At 54.9% G+C, this 20,917-nt stretch carries 18 protein-coding genes, 2 pseudogenes and 1 riboswitch; of the genes and pseudogenes, 4 read left to right on the top strand and 16 right to left on the bottom strand.

The annotated features are described in order from the left end of the window. The 7 genes and pseudogenes from cobK to C162_RS19665 form a co-directional block, all read right to left on the bottom strand. A complete protein-coding gene (gene cobK, locus C162_RS19690; RefSeq protein ID WP_036696779.1) occupies positions 1-795 on the bottom strand; it encodes a precorrin-6A reductase in 795 nt (264 codons plus the stop codon). Continuing rightward, positions 792-1,970: pseudogene (locus C162_RS37645) on the bottom strand (sirohydrochlorin chelatase); the annotation flags it as partial. The pseudogene C162_RS37645 and the gene cobK, both read right to left, overlap by 4 nt. An 84-nt stretch (positions 1,971-2,054) precedes the next feature. Continuing rightward, positions 2,055-3,734, bottom strand: a pseudogene (cobJ, locus tag C162_RS37640) (precorrin-3B C(17)-methyltransferase); the annotation flags it as partial. 14 nt (positions 3,735-3,748) lie between these two features. Then, a complete protein-coding gene (locus C162_RS19680; RefSeq protein WP_036696777.1) occupies positions 3,749-4,609 on the bottom strand; it encodes an energy-coupling factor ABC transporter ATP-binding protein in 861 nt (286 codons plus the stop codon). A 12-nt stretch (positions 4,610-4,621) separates the two neighbouring features. Then, positions 4,622-5,410 (bottom strand): cobalt ECF transporter T component CbiQ, encoded by a 789-nt coding sequence (gene cbiQ, locus C162_RS19675; protein WP_036696774.1) that lies wholly within the window; start codon positions 5,408-5,410, stop codon positions 4,622-4,624. Next, on the bottom strand, positions 5,407-5,700 hold the full coding sequence (locus C162_RS19670; protein WP_036696772.1) for an energy-coupling factor ABC transporter substrate-binding protein: 294 nt from the start codon (positions 5,698-5,700) through the stop codon (positions 5,407-5,409). The genes cbiQ and C162_RS19670 overlap by 4 nt, the downstream gene beginning before the upstream one ends. Further along, positions 5,700-6,464, bottom strand: coding sequence for an energy-coupling factor ABC transporter permease (locus C162_RS19665; protein WP_036696770.1), 765 nt, complete (start codon positions 6,462-6,464; stop codon positions 5,700-5,702). The genes C162_RS19670 and C162_RS19665 overlap by 1 nt, the downstream gene beginning before the upstream one ends. A 285-nt stretch (positions 6,465-6,749) precedes the next feature. Further along, positions 6,750-6,943: riboswitch (cobalamin riboswitch) on the bottom strand. 139 nt (positions 6,944-7,082) lie between these two features. Between C162_RS19665 and C162_RS19660 the strand changes: the two genes are divergently transcribed. Beyond that, positions 7,083-8,015, top strand: coding sequence for an ArsR/SmtB family transcription factor (locus tag C162_RS19660; protein WP_036696767.1), 933 nt, complete (start codon positions 7,083-7,085; stop codon positions 8,013-8,015). Between the two features lie 586 nt (positions 8,016-8,601). On the opposite strand, the gene C162_RS19655 is transcribed toward C162_RS19660, so the two are convergent. Together C162_RS19655 and C162_RS19650 are read right to left on the bottom strand one after the other, a co-directional pair. Then, the gene (locus C162_RS19655) at positions 8,602-8,877 is read right to left on the bottom strand and encodes a DUF6171 family protein (RefSeq protein ID WP_036696766.1); all 276 of its coding nucleotides are present in this window, start codon (positions 8,875-8,877) and stop codon (positions 8,602-8,604) included. A gap of 12 nt (positions 8,878-8,889) precedes the next feature. Then, positions 8,890-10,383, bottom strand: coding sequence for an alpha-N-arabinofuranosidase (locus tag C162_RS19650; RefSeq protein WP_036696763.1), 1,494 nt, complete (start codon positions 10,381-10,383; stop codon positions 8,890-8,892). Positions 10,384-10,568: 185 nt separating this feature from the next. Between C162_RS19650 and C162_RS19645 the strand changes: the two genes are divergently transcribed. Both C162_RS19645 and C162_RS19640 read left to right on the top strand, forming a co-directional pair. Further along, positions 10,569-10,985, top strand: coding sequence for a peptide deformylase (locus tag C162_RS19645; protein ID WP_200869220.1), 417 nt, complete (start codon positions 10,569-10,571; stop codon positions 10,983-10,985). Further along, entirely contained in the window at positions 10,982-11,959 is a 978-nt protein-coding gene (locus C162_RS19640; RefSeq protein ID WP_200869219.1) for a hypothetical protein, read from the top strand. Before C162_RS19645 ends, C162_RS19640 begins: the two co-directional genes overlap by 4 nt. Positions 11,960-12,019: 60 nt before the next feature. On the opposite strand, the gene C162_RS19635 is transcribed toward C162_RS19640, so the two are convergent. From C162_RS19635 to C162_RS19615, 5 genes are all read right to left on the bottom strand, one after another. After that, positions 12,020-12,961: a 5'-3' exonuclease gene (locus C162_RS19635; protein WP_051493734.1), complete on the bottom strand. Its 942-nt coding sequence runs from the start codon at positions 12,959-12,961 to the stop codon at positions 12,020-12,022. 28 nt (positions 12,962-12,989) lie between these two features. Then, entirely contained in the window at positions 12,990-13,355 is a 366-nt protein-coding gene (locus tag C162_RS19630; RefSeq protein WP_036696760.1) for an arsenate reductase family protein, read from the bottom strand. Between the two features lie 482 nt (positions 13,356-13,837). After that, entirely contained in the window at positions 13,838-14,896 is a 1,059-nt protein-coding gene (locus tag C162_RS19625) for an RluA family pseudouridine synthase (RefSeq protein WP_036696757.1), read from the bottom strand. After that, the gene (locus C162_RS19620; RefSeq protein WP_036696754.1) at positions 14,893-15,459 is read right to left on the bottom strand and encodes a cob(I)yrinic acid a,c-diamide adenosyltransferase; all 567 of its coding nucleotides are present in this window, start codon (positions 15,457-15,459) and stop codon (positions 14,893-14,895) included. The genes C162_RS19625 and C162_RS19620 overlap by 4 nt, the downstream gene beginning before the upstream one ends. A 140-nt stretch (positions 15,460-15,599) precedes the next feature. After that, positions 15,600-16,364: a class I SAM-dependent methyltransferase gene (locus C162_RS19615; RefSeq protein WP_051493733.1), complete on the bottom strand. Its 765-nt coding sequence runs from the start codon at positions 16,362-16,364 to the stop codon at positions 15,600-15,602. Positions 16,365-16,624: 260 nt separating this feature from the next. Between C162_RS19615 and C162_RS19610 the strand changes: the two genes are divergently transcribed. Further along, positions 16,625-18,700, top strand: a complete 2,076-nt coding sequence (locus C162_RS19610) for a methyl-accepting chemotaxis protein (RefSeq protein ID WP_036696751.1) — start codon at positions 16,625-16,627, stop codon at positions 18,698-18,700. Between the two features lie 539 nt (positions 18,701-19,239). On the opposite strand, the gene C162_RS19600 is transcribed toward C162_RS19610, so the two are convergent. Both C162_RS19600 and C162_RS19595 read right to left on the bottom strand, forming a co-directional pair. Beyond that, the gene (locus tag C162_RS19600) at positions 19,240-20,136 is read right to left on the bottom strand and encodes an alpha/beta fold hydrolase (RefSeq protein ID WP_036696747.1); all 897 of its coding nucleotides are present in this window, start codon (positions 20,134-20,136) and stop codon (positions 19,240-19,242) included. Positions 20,137-20,170: 34 nt separating this feature from the next. Next, on the bottom strand, positions 20,171-20,800 hold the full coding sequence (locus tag C162_RS19595; RefSeq protein WP_051493731.1) for a TetR/AcrR family transcriptional regulator: 630 nt from the start codon (positions 20,798-20,800) through the stop codon (positions 20,171-20,173). Positions 20,801-20,917 lie beyond the last annotated feature (117 nt).

Here is a 20,917-nt window from a genome sequence, read left to right as displayed (position 1 = left end):
TCATCCCTCTTCCCTTGTCATTAGCAGCGCAGCCTTCACAGCAGCCGTAATCCCGTCAAAAGAATCAAATACCGTTCCGCCATCCCCGAAGGACATCCCCGGCCGCATAATCAGAATGACATATAACCCCATATCCAGCGCGGCATGCAGCTTCTCATCCACCGAGCCCTCGGCTCCGCTCTCCTTGGTAATCATCACCCGGGTGCCATACTGCCGGTATAAGGCCTCATTCATCTCTCTGCTAAAAGGGCCCTGAAGCGCAATAATATTCCGCTGCTCTATCCCAAGAGCCACGCACTTCTCCAGGTTCTCCAGACAAGGCAGCAGCCTCACTGTCAGCCTAATATCCGGGTCTCCCAGCAGCTCTTCTGCAAAAATCTCCAGCGTTTTGCCGCCGGTAGTCAGCATCACTGAGCCCTTCAGCTCCTTCGCCTTGCGCGCAGCCTCTTGATAAGAATGCACAAGCAGCAGCCGGGGATGGCTGTTATAGATAAGGCTCTGCCGCTCGTAGCGGAAGTAAGGCAATCCCAGCGCAGCAGCAGCTTCCATTGCATTAGCATGGGCCTCCAGCGCAAAAGGATGGCTGCCGTCCACCACGGCACGGTACCCGCCCGCTTGCAGCAAAGAGATCATCGCCGCGCGGTCCAGTCTGCCGACGCGGGTGCGGATGCCTGCGGCCTCCAGGCGTTCTGCCCCGCTGGGCGTCACCACGCTGGCCTGCAGCGGCAGGCCTTGGCGCGTAAGACTCTGGGCCAGCTCCCGGGCATCACTGGTGCCGCATAACATGAAGATCATCGCGGCTGGCGAAGCGCCAGGTCGTCTGCCGGAGCCGCCGCCTCCGTTACATCATGCCGCCCATGCTGCCCATGCTCATGATTACCATCCTGTCCATGACAGCGATGCCCGTGCGCGTGATGCGTGTGCCCATGTTCACCATACCCGTCATGCGCACACTCGTGATGTCCATGCCCATGATCACCATGCCCGCAATGCCCATGTTTCCCGTGGCAGTGGTGCCCGTGCTCCTCATCTCCATGCTCATGGTGCCCGTGTCCATGCCCCTCATGACTGTGATGCCCATGCCCATGATGCACATGCCCATGCTCCCCGTGCCCCTCCTCACCATGATGGTGGTGAAGGTGGTGATGCAGAGAGGCTGCATCGCGGTATTTGCAGTTATCGCAATTGCTGAAGGCACGGCCTTCCAGCGTCTCCCCGATCCGCTCTGTCAGCATATCCACCAGCAGCGGATGTGCGCCCAGTGTGCCGCCGATCTCCACTTCAAGCCCGGGATGCCCGGCTGCGAATTGCGCGACTCTCTCAGCGAACTGCTGCATGAGCACTCCGGTGAACAGCAGGTACGGGAGAACAATAATTTTGCGCGCACCCAGCGCCAGGCAGCGCTCAAGCCCGTCCTGCAGCGACGGCTTGGCGATGGCAATGAAGCAGCTTTCCACGCTGCGGTAGCCTGTTTTCTCCCAGAGCAGCCGGCTTATTTTATACAGATCGCTGTTAGCATCCGGGTCACTGCCCCCGCGTCCCATCAACAGCACGATGGTGTCCTTATCCTCTATCTTGGATACACCGTTCTCGCGCAGCTCCAGGTCCATTCCGCCAGCCGCCTTCTCCTGCGACAATGGAAGTCGTTCTGCTTCCTGAATCCGCTCCAGCAGAATATCGACGGCACGGTCCTGCACCCCCAGCGGGCGGCCGTAGATGAACTTCACCCCGGGATATCTCTGCTTAGCTTCATCAATAGCCATTGGAATATCGAGTTTGGAATGTCCTGCCGCGAACAAAATAATCGGCACAACGTAAATCTCCGCCGCACCACCCTCGATACATCTGGCAATGCCGCCAGCAATGGAAGGCGAGGCCAGCTCGATGAAGCAGGTCTCGACCTTCAGCTCCGGCTTACGGGCCGCGAGCAGGCGGGTGAATTCCAGCAACTCCTCATTTCCCGCTTGAACCCGGCTCCCGTGTCCCACCAGTAATACCGTTCTCATCGTCTGCACTCCTTCTATGTTGTTATTGTCCGATGTAGTGGCTGCACTCCCTGTAATGCTGTCCATCCGTTCCCGGAACGCATGATACCGCTCCTGCTCCCGGCCATGAGTCCTATATTCCTCTACTGCCGCAGCTACAGCGGCTACCGCTTCCTCTTCATCCATCCCTTCACGCACCAAAATCCCTGCATGGGCGCCCCGGCCGGACTTCTTGCCGCCAAGATACAGCTCATAGCTGCCGCGCAACATTACCAGGCCGATGTCATCCAGCACAGCGGAGCTGCAAGCCATCCCGCAGCCGGCTACACTGATGTGCAGCTCTCTGGGCACAGCCATTCCATGCAGCAGGGTGTGTAGCCGGACAGCAGCACTTAACGCTCCGCTTCTGCGCAGCTCACAGAATCCGCAGGTCTTCACCTTCACGTAATCTCCAGGCGTACTTACATTCAGTCCGGCCTCCAGCAGCCTTGCTCCTGCCTCTGTTTCTTCACTCCGGCTGCCGCGCAGCAGGAAATACCCGTCCTTCGTATAGACCAATTGCCCATCGCTGCCTGCAAGCTCAGCCAGCAGCTTCATCTGATCGCCGCTGAAGCTGCGGCTGCCGGCTGCGGGAGTAATCTCCAGCTCGAAGGAGGAATCGGCCGATGCCTTCAGGCGATCGGTCAAGCTACGCAGCCGCTCCACCTGCGGAGCAGCAGCCAGGCTCTGCGCAGCCGCCTCTTCCGCCAGCCCTGATCCCGCTTCGCCACAGGCTGCCGCCCGTTCTATCCGGACTGTCCCTGCAGCCGGATCAGCCGCTGCTCCTTCCAACCGCAAAGGCCCCCCTTCCGTCCCTGCAGCGGCCCCTTTATTCACCACGGCTCCGGCCATCCCCTCTGCCTGCCCGGACTCCGCCGCAGCCAGCGACCACGGCTCGGCGGCTGTGCGCAGCCGCTCGTGCGGCTCCAGCGTCTGCGTCTGTGCCCCGAGACTGTACTTGCGTTCATATCCGCGCGGCGTAATCATAAGGTCCTCATAGACAACGGTAGCAGAGTTGCCGACCACCACGGTTGAGAGCATGCCGATCTCATGCTCCAGCATATCCTGCAGTGTCGTTACGACCGTCTGCTGGCGGTCACGGTAGGCACTTTTGACAATGCCTACCGGTGTAGCCGGATCACGGTAGCGCAGCAGAATATTGCGTGCTTCTTCAATCTGGCGCGTCCGTCTGCCGCTGCGCGGATTATAGAACGCAATGACAAAATCCGCTGCCCCCGCCGCTTCCACACGCGCAGCTATGCTCTCCCAGGGCGTAAGATGATCGCTCAGGCTGATCGTGCAGGAGTCATGCATAATCGGGGCCCCAAGCAGCGAAGAGCAGGACTGGATCGCCGAGATTCCCGGAATTACCTCCACCGGCACCCCCTCTGAGCGGCTCCAGCCGCGTTCAATCAGCACCTCGTAGACCAGCCCGGCCATTCCGTAAACACCGGCATCGCCGCTGGAGATTACCGCAATGGTCTGCCCGGCTTCTGCTCTGCGGACAGCCTCCTGGGCCCGGCTGACCTCTTCAGTCATCCCCGTGCCGACAATCTCCTGATGCCGCAGCAGCGGCCGGATCAGATCTACATAAGTGGTATAGCCAATGACCGCCTCACTCTCATCCAGCGCAGCCAGTGCGCGGCCGGTAATATGCTCCAGCGCTCCGGGGCCGAAGCCGATAATCAGCAATTTTCCTTGTTTGTTCATTCCTCTTCCCCCGTTCATGAATAGCTGTGGTCAAGCGCAAGCAGCTTATGCAGTTTCAATTTGAATTCATCGGCGGTGCGGGGAGCGCTCTGACCTGCGGTCAGGCGATCAGGCAGGCTGAACCATAAGTCAGCCAGCAGCGGCAGTCCCAGCCCGATGGACAATAGCTCCTCCCGTCCCGCAAAAATCTCCTCCGGTGTCCCCGCCGCCCTGCATCTTCCATGCTCCAGCACAATAATCCAGTCCGCCCAGCGGTAAGCCAGGTTCATGTCATGCGTAGCCATAACTACGGTTGTCCCTTTATCATGTATGGCTTCAAGGCCCTTCAGCATCTGCGTTTCCGATAACGGGTCCAGATACGAGGTCGGCTCATCCAATAGAATTAGCTCAGGCTCCATAGCCAGTACACCGGCGAGTGCCGTGCGTTTTTTCTGGCCCAGGCTAAGCTGATGAATCGGTTTATCACCCAGATCAGTCAGATTCAGCAGCTCCATGACCTCCCGGCAGCGCGCAGCAATAGCCGGTTCAGCCATTCCGCTGCCGCGCAGCCCAAACGACACATCCTCCAGCGGTGTGCTGAGGATCAGCTGCTGCTCAGGGTCCTGGAAGACCAGGCCCACCTTCCGCCGCAGAGCGGCCAGCTCTTTTTTGGAGTAGGATAACGCCTTCCCTCCTTGCACAACCGTACCCTGCTGCGGGCGCAGAATGCCAACGGCATGCAGGAACAACGTCGATTTGCCCGAACCGTTATGACCGATTATTGCCGTCTTGCTGCCTGCGGGGATGGAGAACGTCAGTTCATGCAGCGCAGGCTCCTTCGTATCCGGGTAACGGAAGACCACTCCGTCACAACTCAGACTATATTCCTGATCCATGACCGGCTCCTTTCATGTGTTAGTGATAAAGTACGTCTCAGCCAGCAACAGTAGCGCAATACCGGTATAAGCCTGGATTGTATAGCGCCTCGGCACAGGACGCGCCGTATAAGGCGGGATAATAATCTCGTCTGTGAATCCGCGGGCCAGCAGCCCCTGCGATAATCCGTAATACCGGTGCATCGTGTTGCCGAACAGCGCTCCTGCCATGGCCGCAGTCTCCCGCAGTCTGGCCTTGTAGCCCCGCCGGCCTCCGCGCAGCCTGCGGGCCAGCAGCAGACCATGCGCTGCATCACTCAGCAGGAATAAGAAGCGGTACATAATCAGCATCAGCTCCAGGACAATTTGCGGCATCCGCAGCCTGCGCAGCACCTGCAAAAGCTCACTAAACGGAGTAGTGAACATCAGGAAAAAGAAACAGCTCATGCAAGCAGAGATTCTGGCCAGCAGCTCTCCTGCCCGCTGAAGCCCGGCCGCTGTAACATATACCGGCAGGTTCAGTCCCGGAAATGAGAATATCCCTGCCTCTCCCGATGCCGGGTGCCCGAATTCCACGAGCAGTGCCGGTACGCTAAGCGCATAGAACAGCAGCGCTGTGCCGAACAGCATGCCATAAGCACGGAAGGGAATACGGGCCTGTAATACACACCAGGACATCATCCATAGGGTGATTGCAGCCTGTAGTACCGGATGTACCGTGTAAGAGAGCAGGAACATCAGGGCTGCGAACGAGCTTTTCCACATCGGGGATAACTGGCGCAGAGCATTATTGTAGGAGAGAACGTCAATCCGCCGGATCACTTGCTGCTATGCTGCTTCGTCCCGCCCTGCTTGCCCTTGAGCAGCCCCAAGGTATAACCGATCACACCTGCACCAATCGCTGCCTGCAATGCGAACAGCATACTCTCCGTCTCCCCTGGCAGCTCAGTCAGCGGCTTGAACCACGGCTTATAGTCAGGGTTAATCTCGGTAATCACACCTTCAGCCGCATCATCGGCCCCTCCGAATTCCCCATTAACCAGCAGCAGCGGCAGAATGACCAGCAGAATAACAACTAGCAGCATCAATCGATTTTTCCATCTATTGCTCATTAGGCTCTTCCTCCGTTCACCTTGCGTTTCAGAAGCGACAATTCATTCGGGCTATACGATTTCAGCCAGTTCCACAGCAGTACCGTCAACAGCCCTTCACTGATGGCCAGCGGGATTTGCGTCACGGCAAAAATCCCCCCGAATTTGAGAAAAGAAGCCAGAACGCCGCCATCCGCCGCCGGAAAAGCCACCGCCAGTTGAAAGGAAGTCACTACATACGTACTCAGATCAGCCATCGCAGCCGCACAGAATAAGGCCAGCTTCTCGCGGTCCGGCATTTTCATCATCAGCTTATACACTGCATATCCGGCAAAAGGACCCGCCACCGCCATCGAGAACGCATTGGCTCCAAGCGTAGTGATCCCGCCGTGCGCCAGCAGCAGCGCCTGAAACAGCAGGACAATCGAGCCGATTACGCTCATGGGCAGCGGCCCCAGCATTACCGCACCAAGTCCGGTACCGGTGGGGTGTGAGCTGCTTCCGGTCACGGAAGGCATTTTGAGCGCAGACAGGACGAAGGTAAACGCCCCGGCCAGACCCAGCAGCAGCTTCAGCTCCGGGTTCTCCCGGGTCATGGCTCTCAGCTTGAAGATTCCCAGGACAAAGAACGGGATAAACGCCGCCCACCAGAAGACCGCCCAGCCAACCGGCAGGAATCCTTCCATAATGTGCATCGCGCGGGCCGTCCCCGGTTCGTTCAGCATAAAGTACACCGTAAATCCGGCAACCAGTGCCGCAAAGCTCCACCCTCTGTGTTTTTGCATTTGTCACCCTCCATGTTTGTTGATTTCCCATTTAAGATCATAAAGCCAAAAAAACCCACCCTAAAGGGTGGGAGTGTATGTACGCAGGCAAGTTCGATAGAGCACGCAGCCAGGAGCTAAGCGAAACAAGGTGCTTCTCATCGTCCCATCACTAGGGGCCGTATCCTTGTATCCAGCAGCTATAAACCGGGGGGCCTCTCTACACTCAAGATTCCTCCGGTCCATCAGGGCAGAACGCCTCTTCTCATTAACCTATCCGTACACCGCTCCTATCCGCGTAGAGTCGTGGTGTGCGTCGACAAGGTAGGTCTCCTGGCTTGGAATACAGGCGCCGCAGGCTTCGTCTTCCCCGGGGCTTCCCGAGTGACCTCATGAAGTGCAGCTCTTCCATACAGTGGCGGGACCGCTCGGGAGTTGCACCCGATTCCCTGTTATCCCTTGCCGCATCCGGCAAGAGCACCTTGTTTCATTGCTAATTCATCTCACATCATAGCGGACTCGGCCTAGCGTGTCTGTGATATAAATTGGAAAAGCTGGCCTGCAGCCAATCATGGCTTGTAGAAATTTTATTTGAGTAATATAATTATTAACTATATAACCTGAACGTGGAGGCATCCGATGAAACTTGATCTAACTGAACAATCCCTGCCAGTGTACGAGGCCCTGTCCAGTACCGTGCGCCTGCATATGCTGCGGCTGCTGTCCGATAAACCCATGAACGTGAAGGAACTGGCCGCAGCCCTCAAGCTAAGCAGTGCGATTATGACCATGCATGTGCGCAAGCTCGAAGCCGCCGGGCTGATCCGCAGCCACATGGCTCCCGGCAAAAGCGGTCTGCAAAAGATTTGTACACTGGCCGCCGACGGGGCAGAGATTATTTTTCCGGGACAAGCCCGGACTCCGCGCAGAGGATACCGTAAGGACATCCCGGTGGGGCATTATTCCGACTTCCAGATTGAGCCTACCTGCGGACTGTCTACGACGGAGAGGGTCATCGGGCACTTTGACGATCCCCGTTATTTCTGGGACCAGGAGCGGGTGAACGCCGGGATTCTCTGGTTCGGCAAGGGGTTCGTCGAGTATAAAATCCCGAATTTCCTGCTGTCGAGCCAGCAGCCGGAGGAGCTTGCCATCACGATGGAGATTGCCTCCGAAGCCCCGTCGGTAAACAACAACTGGCCGTCGGATATTACCTTCACACTGAACGGACAATCGCTCGGCTTCTGGACCAGCCCCGGTGACTACGGAGATAATCCAGGAAAATACACACCAGCCTGGTGGCCCGCACTCACCAATCAATACGGCCTGCTCAAGCAGCTGCGGATTACGCAGACGGGCACTTTCATGGATGGGCAAAAGCTGTCGGAGGTCACCCTGGATCAGGTAGGCATCCGCAATAAACAATGGACCTTCCGGCTCTCTGTCGAGGAGGATGCGGAGCACATCGGTGGCCTCACCCTGTTCGGCAAGGGCTTCGGCAATTACAACGAGGATCTGGTATTTGAGCTGTTTTATACGGATACTGTGGCAGATATGCCGGGTTCTTTGTAAAGGTTCGTCTGGTAGTTATCTAGCAGGTTGTCTGTTAGATAGGTTGTCTGTTAGATAGGTTGGATAGGAAGATGGGTAGATTTGATTGAGTAGATAGATTGGTTAGTTAGACTAATTAGGTTAGTTTTCGATTCAGCTACTTTTGCAGCCAAGACTCCTCATTTCTGCTCATCGCCCACTTTCGGCGGATTCAGGGGCACTAATGCTCTTCATTTCCGCTCAAAGCCCACTTTCGGCCGAATCAGGTGCACTAGTGCTCCTCATTTTCGCTCATCGCTCACTTTTGGCGGATTCAGGTGCACTAATGCTCTTCATTTCCACTCAAAGCCCACTTCCCGCCGCATTAGAGGGATTTATCCCTCTCATTTCCTCCTCCAGCCCACTTTCCGCCGCATTAGAGGGATTTATCCCTCTCACACTTTCCTCTCCCTCTCCCTTCCCCTCTCCTCCACAACGCAAAAAAAGCCCCTCCAACCGCCGCATTGAGCAGGTTGGAGGGGCTATCGGTGATCGATCCGTCTCTTATGGCAAGAGCGGCTTCTAGCCTATCTATTTCGCCTGGCCCCTTGCCGTGAGGCGTGGGCCGTCATTCCGCCACGGGCTGCCACTTTCCGCCGCCCGGCAGCGGACAGCTGCGGGCCTTCAGCCGGGCAACAACGGGGATGATGCAGCCGCAGGCGGTACAGGTTACGCCATCCTGCAGCTTGGGGCAAGCCCCGCAAAGCGCAATCCGCTCGGCATAGACCTCGTCTGAAGCGGTATTGCCGGGGTTGAACATGGAGGACGCCAGAATGCGGGCAATCTGCGCTTCCGTGACCTTGTACTCCTCCCGGCATCCTTTGCAGGCTGAAGTGGTTGTCATGCGGTTCTCTCCTTAGGCTTGTGGAGTGATGGCCAGTACAGTTATCGACATTGGCGGCAGCTCTACAGTCAGCGTGTCTCCTTCAAGCTTGAAAGCGCTGAATGCCTGCGGTGTTACAGCTTCCGGCTGCTCAAAGCTATTGTGGGCATCGATGGAAGCTCCGGCCAGCGTCGTTCCGCTTACAGATGCTTGACCAGCCAGTCCGCGCAGGGCAAGCGGTAACACTGCCGATGACGCGTGATTCAGGTTACACAGGCTGACATGAATGATGCCCTCAGCATTGACTGAAGCCGAAGCCGATACTTCAGGAATCTCTACGCCTTCATAGCTGTATACCGGGCTGTCCACAGTCAACTCCAGCAGTTCTGCATCCTGATGCACCTTGTACATGTTGAATACATGGTAAGTAGGAGTCAGGAGCATTTTCTCGCCTTCGGTCAGAATAACAGCCTGCAGCACGTTCACGGTCTGGGCAATGTTCGCCATACGTACACGGTCACTGTGCTTGTGGAAAATATTCAGCGTCAAGCCGGCCACCAGCGCATCGCGGATCGTGTTCTGCTGGTAGAGGAAGCCCGGGTTCGTACCCGGCTCAACATCATACCAGGTGCCCCATTCGTCAACGATCAGGCCGACTCTTTTCTCAGGATCGTATTTGTCCATGATAGCGATATGGCGGGTAACCAGCTCATCCATGAACAGTGCCTTCTTCAACGTTGTGAAGTATTCGTCTGTTCCGAAGCCTGTAGCCGCGCCCTTATGATTCCAGTCCGAAGTAGGCAGGGTGTAATAGTGCAGAGTAAGGGAATCCATGAAGCGGGTAGCTTCGCGCATCAGTACTTCCGTCCAGTTATAATCATCCGCATTCGCCCCGCAGGCGATCCGGTGGATCTTATTGTCACCATAGTTACGCACATACGTCTGATATTGGCGGTACAGATCGGCATAGAATTCAGGACGCATGTTACCGCCGCAGCCCCAGTTCTCGTTACCCACGCCGAAATACTTGACGCTCCAGGCATCTTCCTGGCCGTTCTTCTGACGCAGCTCAGCCATTGGCGAGACTCCGTTGAAGGTCAGATATTCCACCCACTCGGACATCTCTTGAACAGTTCCGCTACCTACGTTACCGTTGATGTACGGCTCACATTCCAGCATCGCGCAGAGGAGCATGAATTCATGCGTACCGAAATGGTTGTTCTCTACCGCGCCGCCCCAGTGTGTGTTAATCATACGCTTGCGCTCTTCGCTTGGGCCGATACCGTCCTTCCAGTGGTATTCATCGGCGAAGCAGCCGCCCGGCCAGCGAAGTACCGGAATTTTCATTTCCTTAAGCGCTTCCACTACGTCGTTGCGGATACCCTTAGTGTTCGGAATTGGGGAATCTTCGCCCACCCAGATGCCTTCATAGATACAGCGTCCAAGATGCTCAGCGAAATGTCCGTAGATGTTGCGGTCAATCTTACCTTTGCGGATGTCGGTGTTCAGTACAATGCGTTCTGCCATGGGAAGTTAACGCTCCTCTTTAGGTTAATATATTTGTTAATCATTTAACACTTATATTAACATTATAATCAAGCTTCCTCCGGTTCGTCAATCTTTATCTTAAGCAGAACTTCCCGCACTCCCGCATTTCACTTCCCCGCCAAAAATGATATTATGGACACACAAATACAGCACAATTGGAGAGTATGATGATTAGACCTATCAGTAAAGATATATCGCTTCTTAGCCAGAAATCTGCTCCGGCCACGGAAAAGGATCTGCCCGTGTTAATGGATCTTGTGGAGACCCTGAACGCCAACTCCGACCGGTGCGTCGGCATGGCTGCGGACATGATTGGCGTCAACAAACGCATCATTGCCATCCGCGTGGAGCAGCAATTAACCCTTTCAATGATCAATCCGGTGATCGTCAAGCGCGCCCGTCCTTATGACACCGAGGAAGGCTGCCTGTCGCTTGAAGGCGTACGCCCAGCGAAACGATACGATTATATTGAGGTGGAATACCTCGATTATAATTTCAAGAAGCACCGGGATAGCTTTACCGGATTTACGGCGCAGGTTATCCAGCATGAGGTGGATCACTGCGAGGGTATTGTCATTTGAGCAGGGACCTGAGAGCGATAACCTTCAGCAAGACGGCCGCCGAGCAAATTCTGAGGAATGAGACCGATACCCGCACGCTTTTGTCAGAGTATCCTGAATACAAAGACGAGGTTCTGCTTGAGATCAATGCCTTATCGAGCCAAAAACGCGCCAACCTGATCCATAATTTGCTCGCCAGCTATACAAGCAGCGCCAAAATAGCGAAGAGCAAAATTGTCAAAAGCGGCTTTAATCAAACCACCATTAACGCTTTTCTTCCTAATATTATTAAAGCCCGCTTTGCCATTTATCTGATCGAACAGCTGCAATTAGCGGTGTCCGCCGAATCAGCCTCCGGGCCTGTCCGGTTCAATCTCTGGGACGGTTATATTCTGCAGAAGCTCCTGTTCAAGGAAAAGCTTGTACGCAAGCCCGTATCACTCCCTCTGTTCCGGGTATGCTGGAAGCTGATTATCCGCCCCCGGATGCTGATGCCGCTTGTCAATAAACAAGGGATCTACTGCTTCTATTCCCGTACGTTAATCAAGCGCCTGTCCGCTCTGATCGGGGATAAGGAGTGCCTGGAGATCGGTGCGGGTGACGGTACCTTGACGAGATTCCTTAACGATAACGGCACAGCCTGCCGGGCAACCGATGATTATAGCTGGGCGCATTATATCACCTACCCGGATTTTGTGGAGAAAGCCGATGCCAAAGCCGCCCTGAGCAAATACGCTCCTAAGGTTGTACTTTGTTCCTGGCCGGTGCCCGGCAACCCTTATGAGAAGCATGTTTTTAATACGGAATCTGTAGAGTTGTATATTGTAATCGGTACAAGAGACCCGGCGATTACCGGTGACTTAGACGCGTATGATAAGGCTAAGCATTTCAGCATGGAGCTGAATGAGGAATTATCCCGCCTGCTTGTGCCGGCCTCTGAGGATAATGCGATCTATCTCTTCACACGCAAACAAGACAGTACACGCTCACGATAGGTGAGTATCTACTGTCTTGTTTGGTTTGCTGTCTTGTTTGGTTTGCTGTCTATTCCGGCTTCAGCCCAGATCCCCCAGCTCAATCTGTACGATTCCCCGGTCATCCCGTTCCTCGGCGATCCCGCCGATCAGATGCATCAAGCTGCCGAACTCCAGCTCATTGAACTTGCGTGCGGCGTTATCCCGCTGCAGCTCCCACAGACATTCGGCCAGCTCGCATACTATCGGCACATCGCAGCGGATTTCCGCCAGTTCCCGTGAGAGATGCAGCATGTCGAGGTCCGCTTCAATCTTAGCCCGAACGCCCTTGGGCAGCAGATGCAGGTTCTCGATGACCCCTTCCACAGTGCCGTATTCCGTCAGCAGCTTGGTGGCGGTCTTCTCGCCTATGCCCTTCACACCGGGATAATTATCGCTGGTGTCGCCCATGAAGCCCTTCAGGTCGATCACCTGCGCAGGGGTGAGGCCCCGTTCTTCCAGCAATTCCGCTGGATCGTACACCTTATAGTTGGAGCGGCCTTTTTTCATAATCACGACCTTGACGCTGTCATTCACCAGTTGCAGCATGTCGTGGTCCCCCGTAAGAATGTAGACCTCCGACTCCCCGCTGTAGCATGAAGCCAGTGTGCCGATGCAGTCATCTGCCTCATAACCAACCAGACCGATATTCGGCACGCCCAGCTCAGCCACCACTTCCTTCACCAGATCAAACTGCGGGATCAGCTCCAGCGGTGCGTCAATACGATTAGACTTATACCCTTCATACTTCTCTGAGCGGAACGTGCCCTTGCCCATATCCCAGCAGCAGACCACATGTGAAGGCTCAAACGTACTCACCGCGTCGAAAAAATACTGCAAAAATCCATACACCGCATTCGTCGGCAGCCCGGCGCGGGTCTTGCGGATATATCCACCATAAGAGGTAGCATAAAAAGCGCGGAACAGCAGAGCCATTCCATCGACAATCATGACCCGGCCCTTGATTTCTGTTGCTGTGCTCATGTGTAACCTCTCCTTGTATTCCTTAATTTTAGGCGTTGCTCCAAGCTTCGGCGTACTGGTCTTCCTTGTAGCCTACGGTAACTTTCTTGCCGTCAGTAACTACTGGACGCTTAATCAGCATCCCATGTGCGGACAGCAGCGCAAGCTGCTCGTCTTCGCTTAAGTCTGCAAGCTTGTCCTTCAGGCCAAGCTCCCGGTAGACTTCACCACTCGTATTAAAAAACTTCTTCAGCGGCAGCCCGCTGTGCTTCACCAGCACACGCAGCTCCTCCACGGTTGGCGGCTGCTCTGCGATATGCTGCAGCTCCAGCTCATGCCCTGCTTCCTTCAGCCATTTCACTGCGCTGCGGCAGGTGCTGCATTTCGGATATTGGTACACCTTCAAGTTACTCATCGGCTTCTCCTTCTATCATAAAGTGCAGCAGTAATGCTAGTCCTAAAGATCGTCACTGCTGCTTATATTGTTGGGGTCGTCTGCATAGCAGCGGCTTTTACCCGGCCGGCATTACGCCCGACCTCACGGCCAACCTCAATAGGTGGAAATTGTACAACTCTTCCTTCCAAATCCGCATCGCGAGAGGAAATAGTTGGATTTCAGGCACTTAATTCAGAATAAATCGTTACTTTGCGGAGTATGGGGCAATTTTAGTTGTACTTTTTCCACTTGCTTGCCGCAGAGCCTTCATATAGCTGCAAAATATGTGCAGCCTGGCACTTATTTGCCAGTTGGTGTACTCCAATGGTGGCAGAAAGGTTACTCTATGAGCGGTTGGCGCATATAAAAGGCAGCATACTGCTTAGCATCTTCCTCCGATTGTAGCCAAGCTACATGCTGTTGCAACGGGAAGCTGAGTCCCGGATAGGTCCGGCGCTTCCTTACCGTGCCGACTGCCGCAGCTTCTCCTGCAGCAGCGCCATATCCGGCGGCAGCGGAGCCTCGAAGACCAGCTCGGCATGCGTCACCGGATGCCGGAACGCCAGCCGCACCGCGTGCAGCGCCTGGCGCGGAATGGCCGCGTCCAGCTCCGCGATCTGCGCGAGCCGGGCGGCGGCGCCCGGCGACAGCGCCGCGGCGCCCGCGGTCACCGCCGGCTCTCCCGCACGCCGCTCCTCGCCCGGCGACAACGCCTCCGTCCGGCCGCCAGCCGCCTGCCCATACAGCGGGTGACGGTACATCCCGTCACCGATCAGCGGGCAGCCGACCGATCCCATATGCACCCGGATCTGGTGGGTGCGCCCGCTCTCCAGCTTCAGCTCGACGAGTGAAGCTGCACTGCCATAGACCTCCTTGACCTCATACCGGGTCAAGGAGGGATAACCGTCCGGCGTCACAATCCGCCGGTGCGGCTCCAGCGGATCGCGGTCGATCGGACCGTCGATATCGCCGCTGGGCAGAGCAGGCACACCGTGAACGAACGCGGTATACCGCTTGTCCACCGTGCCGGCAATCATCTGCTCGGAGATGTGCTGGTGGCTGTACGGATTCTTGGCAATCACCAGCACCCCGGAGGTCTCCTGGTCCAGCCGGTGTACAGGGCGGAAGCGGACCCGCTCGCCCTTCTCTGCCCAGTAATGTACCACTCCGTTCGCCAGGGTCTCGGTATAATGACCGTGGGTCGGATGGACAATCATTCCTGCGGCTTTGCTTACCACAAGCAGATGCCCGTCCTCATACAGAATCTCGAAGGGAATCGGCTGCGGCATAATATCCTCTGACGTCTCTTCCTCCATCCGGATCTGGACCTCATCCCCGCTGCTCACCTTGACGCTGATATAGACACGCTCTCCGTTCAGGGTAATGCCGAGGTCTGTCATTTTGAGCCGGGAGAGCAGCTTGCGGGAGACATCCATCCGCTTTTGCAGAATGGTTTTGAGCAGCCAGCCGTCCTCGGACGGCGGCACTATATAGGAGATGGGCGGATAATAGCTGGTCATTTGTTCCGGAACACCTTTTTGCTGCGCAGATATTCTACTTCAGCAATCTCCAGCCGGGTGTTGGCAGCACGGGCCAGAGCGAAGAAATAGTCGGACAGCCGGTTCAGATAGATTACCGCCTCAGGGTTAATCTCCGCACTGCGGCCCAGCGTCACTGCCCGGCGCTCGGCCCGGCGGCAGACCGTCCGGCAGACATGCAGCACCGAGGACAGCTGGCTTCCGCCGGGCAGAATGAAGCGCTCCAGCACCGGATTCTCGGCCTGAAGCGCATCGATCCAGCCTTCCAGACGCGTGGCCATCTCGCTTTTTACTTTGTAGCGGTTCTCACTCAGCTTCACGAACGCCAGATCCGATCCGCAGTCAAACAGCTCATGCTGAATCTCCAGCAGCTGCTCGCGGACATCTAGAAACCGCTCGTCTTCCATCAGGCTCCGTGCCTGGCCAACGAAGCAGTTCAGCTCGTCAATGGTGCCGTAAGCCTCGACGCGGACATCGTCCTTGCCTACCCGGCCGCCAATAACTGAGGTCTCGCCCTTATCCCCCGTACGCGTATAAATCGCCATGGTACTTCCCTCCTAAGTTGCAAATCACATAGTCATAGTGTAATCGTTCTTAGGTAGGGTGGCAAACAAAGATCAACTTTTCCGCCATGTAAATAACTCCCTTAAGAGGAAGCCTTAATTATCCTTCTATTCAACCTGCCTCATGGCTTACGAAAAGTAATGCAATACATCAGGCCCTTGCACACTTCCTTGTAAGCTACTTCCAACATCTCCGGCGGGATCAGCCCAAGCATCTCCGGCATGTCCGCTCCCTCTGCAAAATACCCCTTAACCACCGGCACCTTCCCGTACGTTCCGTTCACCAGCTTCTGCGTCTCGTCGGCAATCATCAGTCTTGTGCCCGGCCTCGCCACCCGGATCATCTCCAGTACCGCAGCACGCGGATCGCTGAAAACATTAATTCCGCCTACATGGTAGACGCAGTCAAAGCTGTTGTCCTGAAAAGGCAATCTCTCTGCGTTACCCTGGAACAAATGTGCCTCCAGCTTCCACCGCCGCAGATTACGCACCGCCTGCTTCAGCATTCCGCTGGAAATATCCAGCCCGTACAGCTCGGCCTTCATGTTAAGATACGGGAAGTTATCGCCGCTGCCCACCGAGGTCTCCAGCACACGCTGGCCGCCGCGCAGCTCAAGCGAAGACAGGAACTGCTCTCTATAGCTGCGTTCTCCGCCGAACTTCAGCACGAAGTAGAACTTATTGGACAGCCGGTAGAAGCGGGCAATCCGGTTGTATAGTTCCAGGTACTTCCGGTTATTACCTGCGGCATCCGCTTCCTCCATAAAAGCAAAATACCCTTGTCTCCACGGATATTGCCGTCCATTCACCGGATTGACCGCTCCCGTACCCTCCAGCTTAAGCTCTTCATATGTATTCGGGTCCCTCAGCAGCTGATCATGCAGCATGAATATTCCCTCTTTCCTGACATCGTACAGTTCCAGCCCGTACTCTGTGATGTTCGTGAATATTCATTATATGCCTACAGCTGAAAGCGGACATCAGGCCAGGGTCTGCCGCCGTCTCCGTCTCTAGTCTTAACCCGAAGACTCAGAATTTGCGACATTTTTTTATTTTTTTCGACAAAAGGTAACAACAAAATCAGCTCTCCAGCCGATGATATTCAATATAACTATAAATAGCTTCGCTATCTAATGGGGGGATTTGCATGGCTAATATTGCTCACAAGGGGATTTCCAGGCTCCGGTTCAAAAGCATACGTATGAGAACATTTGCATTCATCCTGCCCATCTTTCTGATCACGCTGGTGCTGGTCGCTCTGTTGTCGTACATGTATTCCAAAAACATTATCCAGCGCGAGGTTACGCAAAAAATGAATGTGCAAATATCGGATATTTCTAACGAAATTAATGCGAACTTAAGTGTGCACAGCAAGGTTCCCGAGGTTCTGGCGCGTACGCTGGAGAGCCACGCTGCTGAATTCACACTGGATCAATACCGTACCATGCTGTCTAGTGCGCTGAAGGCTAATCCGGATACATATGGTGTGGGCATTTATTTTGAACCCGGACGGTATGACAGCAAGCTGAAGTACTTCTCCACCTATGCCCACCGTGACGGCGGCAAAATTGTGACTACCGAGCAGTATAATGACCCCAATTATAATTATCACGGGCAGAACTGGTACACCATCGGCAAGGAGCATGAGGGGATTACAGATCCGTTCTATGACACAATTACAGGAACAACGATGGCTACGTTTGCTGTTCCTTTCCGGGATACCGCAAATACCTTGCTGGGGGTGATGGCCGGCGATATCGATCTCAAGACGCTGCAGAGCAGGATCGAACAGACCAAGGTCGGGAATACAGGCTGGGCCTTCCTGCTGGACAAGCAGGGGAATTACATTGCCGGACCGGATGCCGGGAAGAATATGCAGCTGAAAATAACAGATGAAAAAAGCGCAAGTCTATCCGCAGCAGGAGCAGAAATGCTTAAGCAGAATCAGGGGATGGTCACCTATGCCGATTCCGGCGGGACCATCCAGATGTATTATGAAAAGCTGCCGGATACCGGCTGGACCGTGGGTCTCGCCATGCCGGAGCAGGAGCTGTATGCGCCGCTTAAAGGGCTGCTAAGGTCTATTCTGCTGGTTAGCTTTGTGGGTCTTATCCTGACGGTAGCAGCTGTATATCTGTATAGCCGCTATATTACCCGTAAGCTGACTCGTGTCAATGAGATGTCCCAGCAAATGGCTGCCGGAGATTTCACCGGGAAGCTGGAGGTGGACAGTGAGGATGAGTTCGGTAATATGGCCGGGCATCTGAACCAGATGATTACCAATCTGAGCAGACTCCTGGGGACCATTGCCGATCACTCCCTGCAAGTTGCCTCGACCTCGGAGGAATTAATGTCCAGCGCCAACCAGACCAATCACACAACAGAGGCTATCGTGGAGAATATTCAAGATCTGTCAGCCGGAGCGGATCAGCAGCTTCAGTCCACCCGCGAGTCTGCAAGAGCGATGGAGGAAATGGCTGCCGGTGTGCAGCGGATCGCGGAAGCTTCAATGGATACCGCCGCAGCGGCCGGGCGGGCGGCAGGCCAGGCACAGAACGGGCATTCCGTCATTACGGAGGCGGTGGACCGGATGGAAGAGATGGAGCGGACCGCCGCAGATGCTTCAAGCATGATTACCTCTCTTACCGCACAGTCCCAGCAGATCGGTAACATTATCGGTCTGATCAAAGGCATCAGCGATCAGACCGGCATGCTGGCCTTAAACGCGGCGATTGAGGCTGCCAGAGCGGGCGAATACGGACGGGGCTTCTCCGTAGTTGCCGGTGAGGTGAAGAAGCTGTCCGAACAGACGGCCGAAGCCGCAGGGTCTATCAGCACCCTGATTCTCGAGATCCAGCAGGGCAACCGGGCGGCATCAGACGCGGTGCTGGCCAATGCCGGTGCCGTTCAGGAAGGCTCGCGGATGGTAGGCGAGGCCGGGCGTCTGTTCACGGATATTCTCGGCGGCATCGGCGAGATTAATACCCAGGTTCATGAGATGTCCGCTTCCTCCGAGCAGCTGCTGGCCGGAACCGAGGAGCTGACCTCTTCGGTGGCGGAGATGGCAGAAGTGGCCAGGCAGGCCGCAGAGCGTTCCCAGAGCGCTGCCGCGGCCTCTGAGGAGCAGCTCGCCTCCATGGAGGAGGTAGCCGCAGCCTCTACCGAGCTGGCGAAGATGGCCGATGGGCTACAGCAGGCAGTGGCCACGTTCAAGGTAAACTAACATGCATAAATAACCCCCTGATAAGTCCCTTCGGACACAGGGGGTTATTTTATATACGGTCTCAGAGCCTGAGCAGCTATCTGTTGGACCGCAGCAGCTTGTACATTTAGATTAGGGTAAATCCAAGGCACGGTCCTCCCGCCTCAAGAGTCCGTCTCATTTGGCCAAGGTAAGCAGTCTGTGCTTCGTTCAGCGTAGCAGGCTCTGAATGTACGCAGTGATAAGTATAAGAGTAAAGATGGCGGTAATCTATGAAGTAGTTAATTCGATCCAAACAGGCTGCACGGGGATTAGCACTGCGGTATCCTTTGATAAAGGCTTCATAAAATGCAAGCACAGCCCTCCTCCTGCCTGCCCATTCCAGTTCCGAGAGAGTATGCTCCCTGGGAGTCACGGTGTGATCCAGTATTTTGACTACTATATGAGTTCCCGGAGTGTGCTCAATCTCAAATACTTGTCTGAATAACCTCCAAGCAGCTTAACATCCTCAGTTGAACTGCCAAGCTCCCTAAATACCCGGTGCCGGACCGTTTCTGGAATCATTCGCTTACCCCATTCCCTTTCAAAAAAGCCACCAGCTCGCGGTTGACCCGCTCCGGCTGCTCGTGATTCACGCCGTGTCCTGCGTCCGGGATGACCGTGTAACGGAACCCGCCAGCGTCCAGAGGACCTGTGAGCTCTTTCTTATGATTCAGCTTATAATCACCCAGCAGAAAATAAAGCTTATCCCTGCAATGAGCCGCCTTCTCTTGATCGTAGAGCTGAGCCCTGTGGGTAAACATAGCCTGCTGGTTATGGTTTCTCAACAGTAGCACCAGATGCTCCCCGACTTCAGGGTGCTTGTCCAAAAGTCCCGAAGCAGGTGAACTGAGCTTGCGGGCTACCTTGAGCAAATTGCTGCGCGTAGGAACAAGAATCTCCGGGAACATCATCAGCAGCGTGTGTATCATACTTTTAATTGGAGCAGTAACCATTCCTCCCTCCATACAGACAGCCCTCAGTACTCTTCCCGGCTCGTTCACCGTATAATTGAAGGCCATGTAAGCTCCGTTCGACACACCTGCCACGTAGAATGCTTCAAGTTGTAACCCATCTGCAACCTCGTTTATCCAATCGACCTGGTTAAACGTCCGTTTATTGAACCTCTCACCTGGAACACTTTTCCCCGGACCTCCCAGCGTATCTACTGCAATGCAGTAAAAATGCCGTGACAGCTCCTTCATATTCAGCAGCCACATCACTGCCGAATTATCGCCTACCCCATGGAGCAGGAGCAAGGGCGGTGACTCTGGATCTCCCGCTGTTATACAATGGGTTGTCCCATATGGAGTCTCCACATCAAGCTCCTGAAATTCCGTCCCCCAGTCCCCAAGAAGTTCGTTGTAGGCCTGTAGAACCCGCTCTTTACCGGCCTCGCTTCTAAAAACTTTTATCATAGTAGATTCCACCTTTTCCGCTATGGGATGGATGCTATCGATCTTTTTTCATGAAACGCAGAACCAGTTCAGTAGATGGGAAAGGTACACTAGAGGTAGTCTGCAGCCTCGCTATTCCAAGCCCCTGCAGGAATGAAAAGTACGCGATGGCAATCTCCACCGGATCTCCCGGTACAATCTCCCCTGCCTGCTGTCCGGCAATAATTAAGGGAATAAACTGCTCAAAGGGCAGCTTGCTCTTCGCCTTCGCTACAAGCTTCGCCTCCTCAGGAATCGCCTCCGAGGTTACTGTCTGGAGCAGAATTAGCCGAAAATGCTGCATAGCGATACTATCCGGGGACAGCAATGCCTCTGTCAGCCATGTGATCCGTTCCATTGGACTGCCTTCCAGCTCCGCCGCATATTGCACCGACATTCCGGCGCCATCCGAGGCCATTTCAACGATCTTGGTGAACATTTCATCCTTCGACTTGAAATACATATAGACATAACCCTGGCTAAATCCCGCACTGACCGCGATATCCTTAATCTTAGTCCCGGCATAGCCCTTCTTGGAGAATACCTCTACAGCATGTAAAATGATTTGCCGTATGGTCTTATCCGGAGCTAATTGTTCAAAGCCTTCAGTAAATTTACGTTCTAGCCATTTGCTATTGTCGCTCACCCTATTCTCTCCTTCGAAATGAATGACTGTTCATTCATAATACTATAAAAATAAATTTATGTAAATTATAAACAAAACGGACATCTCCCCAAAAGAAGACATCCGCTTCGTATAATC

This window comes from Paenibacillus sp. FSL R7-269 (assembly GCF_000517865.1).
Lineage (GTDB): Bacteria > Bacillota > Bacilli > Paenibacillales > Paenibacillaceae > Paenibacillus_AQ.
The sequence above is the reverse complement of the archived record's forward strand: the minus strand, read 5'-3'. Positions and strand labels throughout refer to the sequence as shown.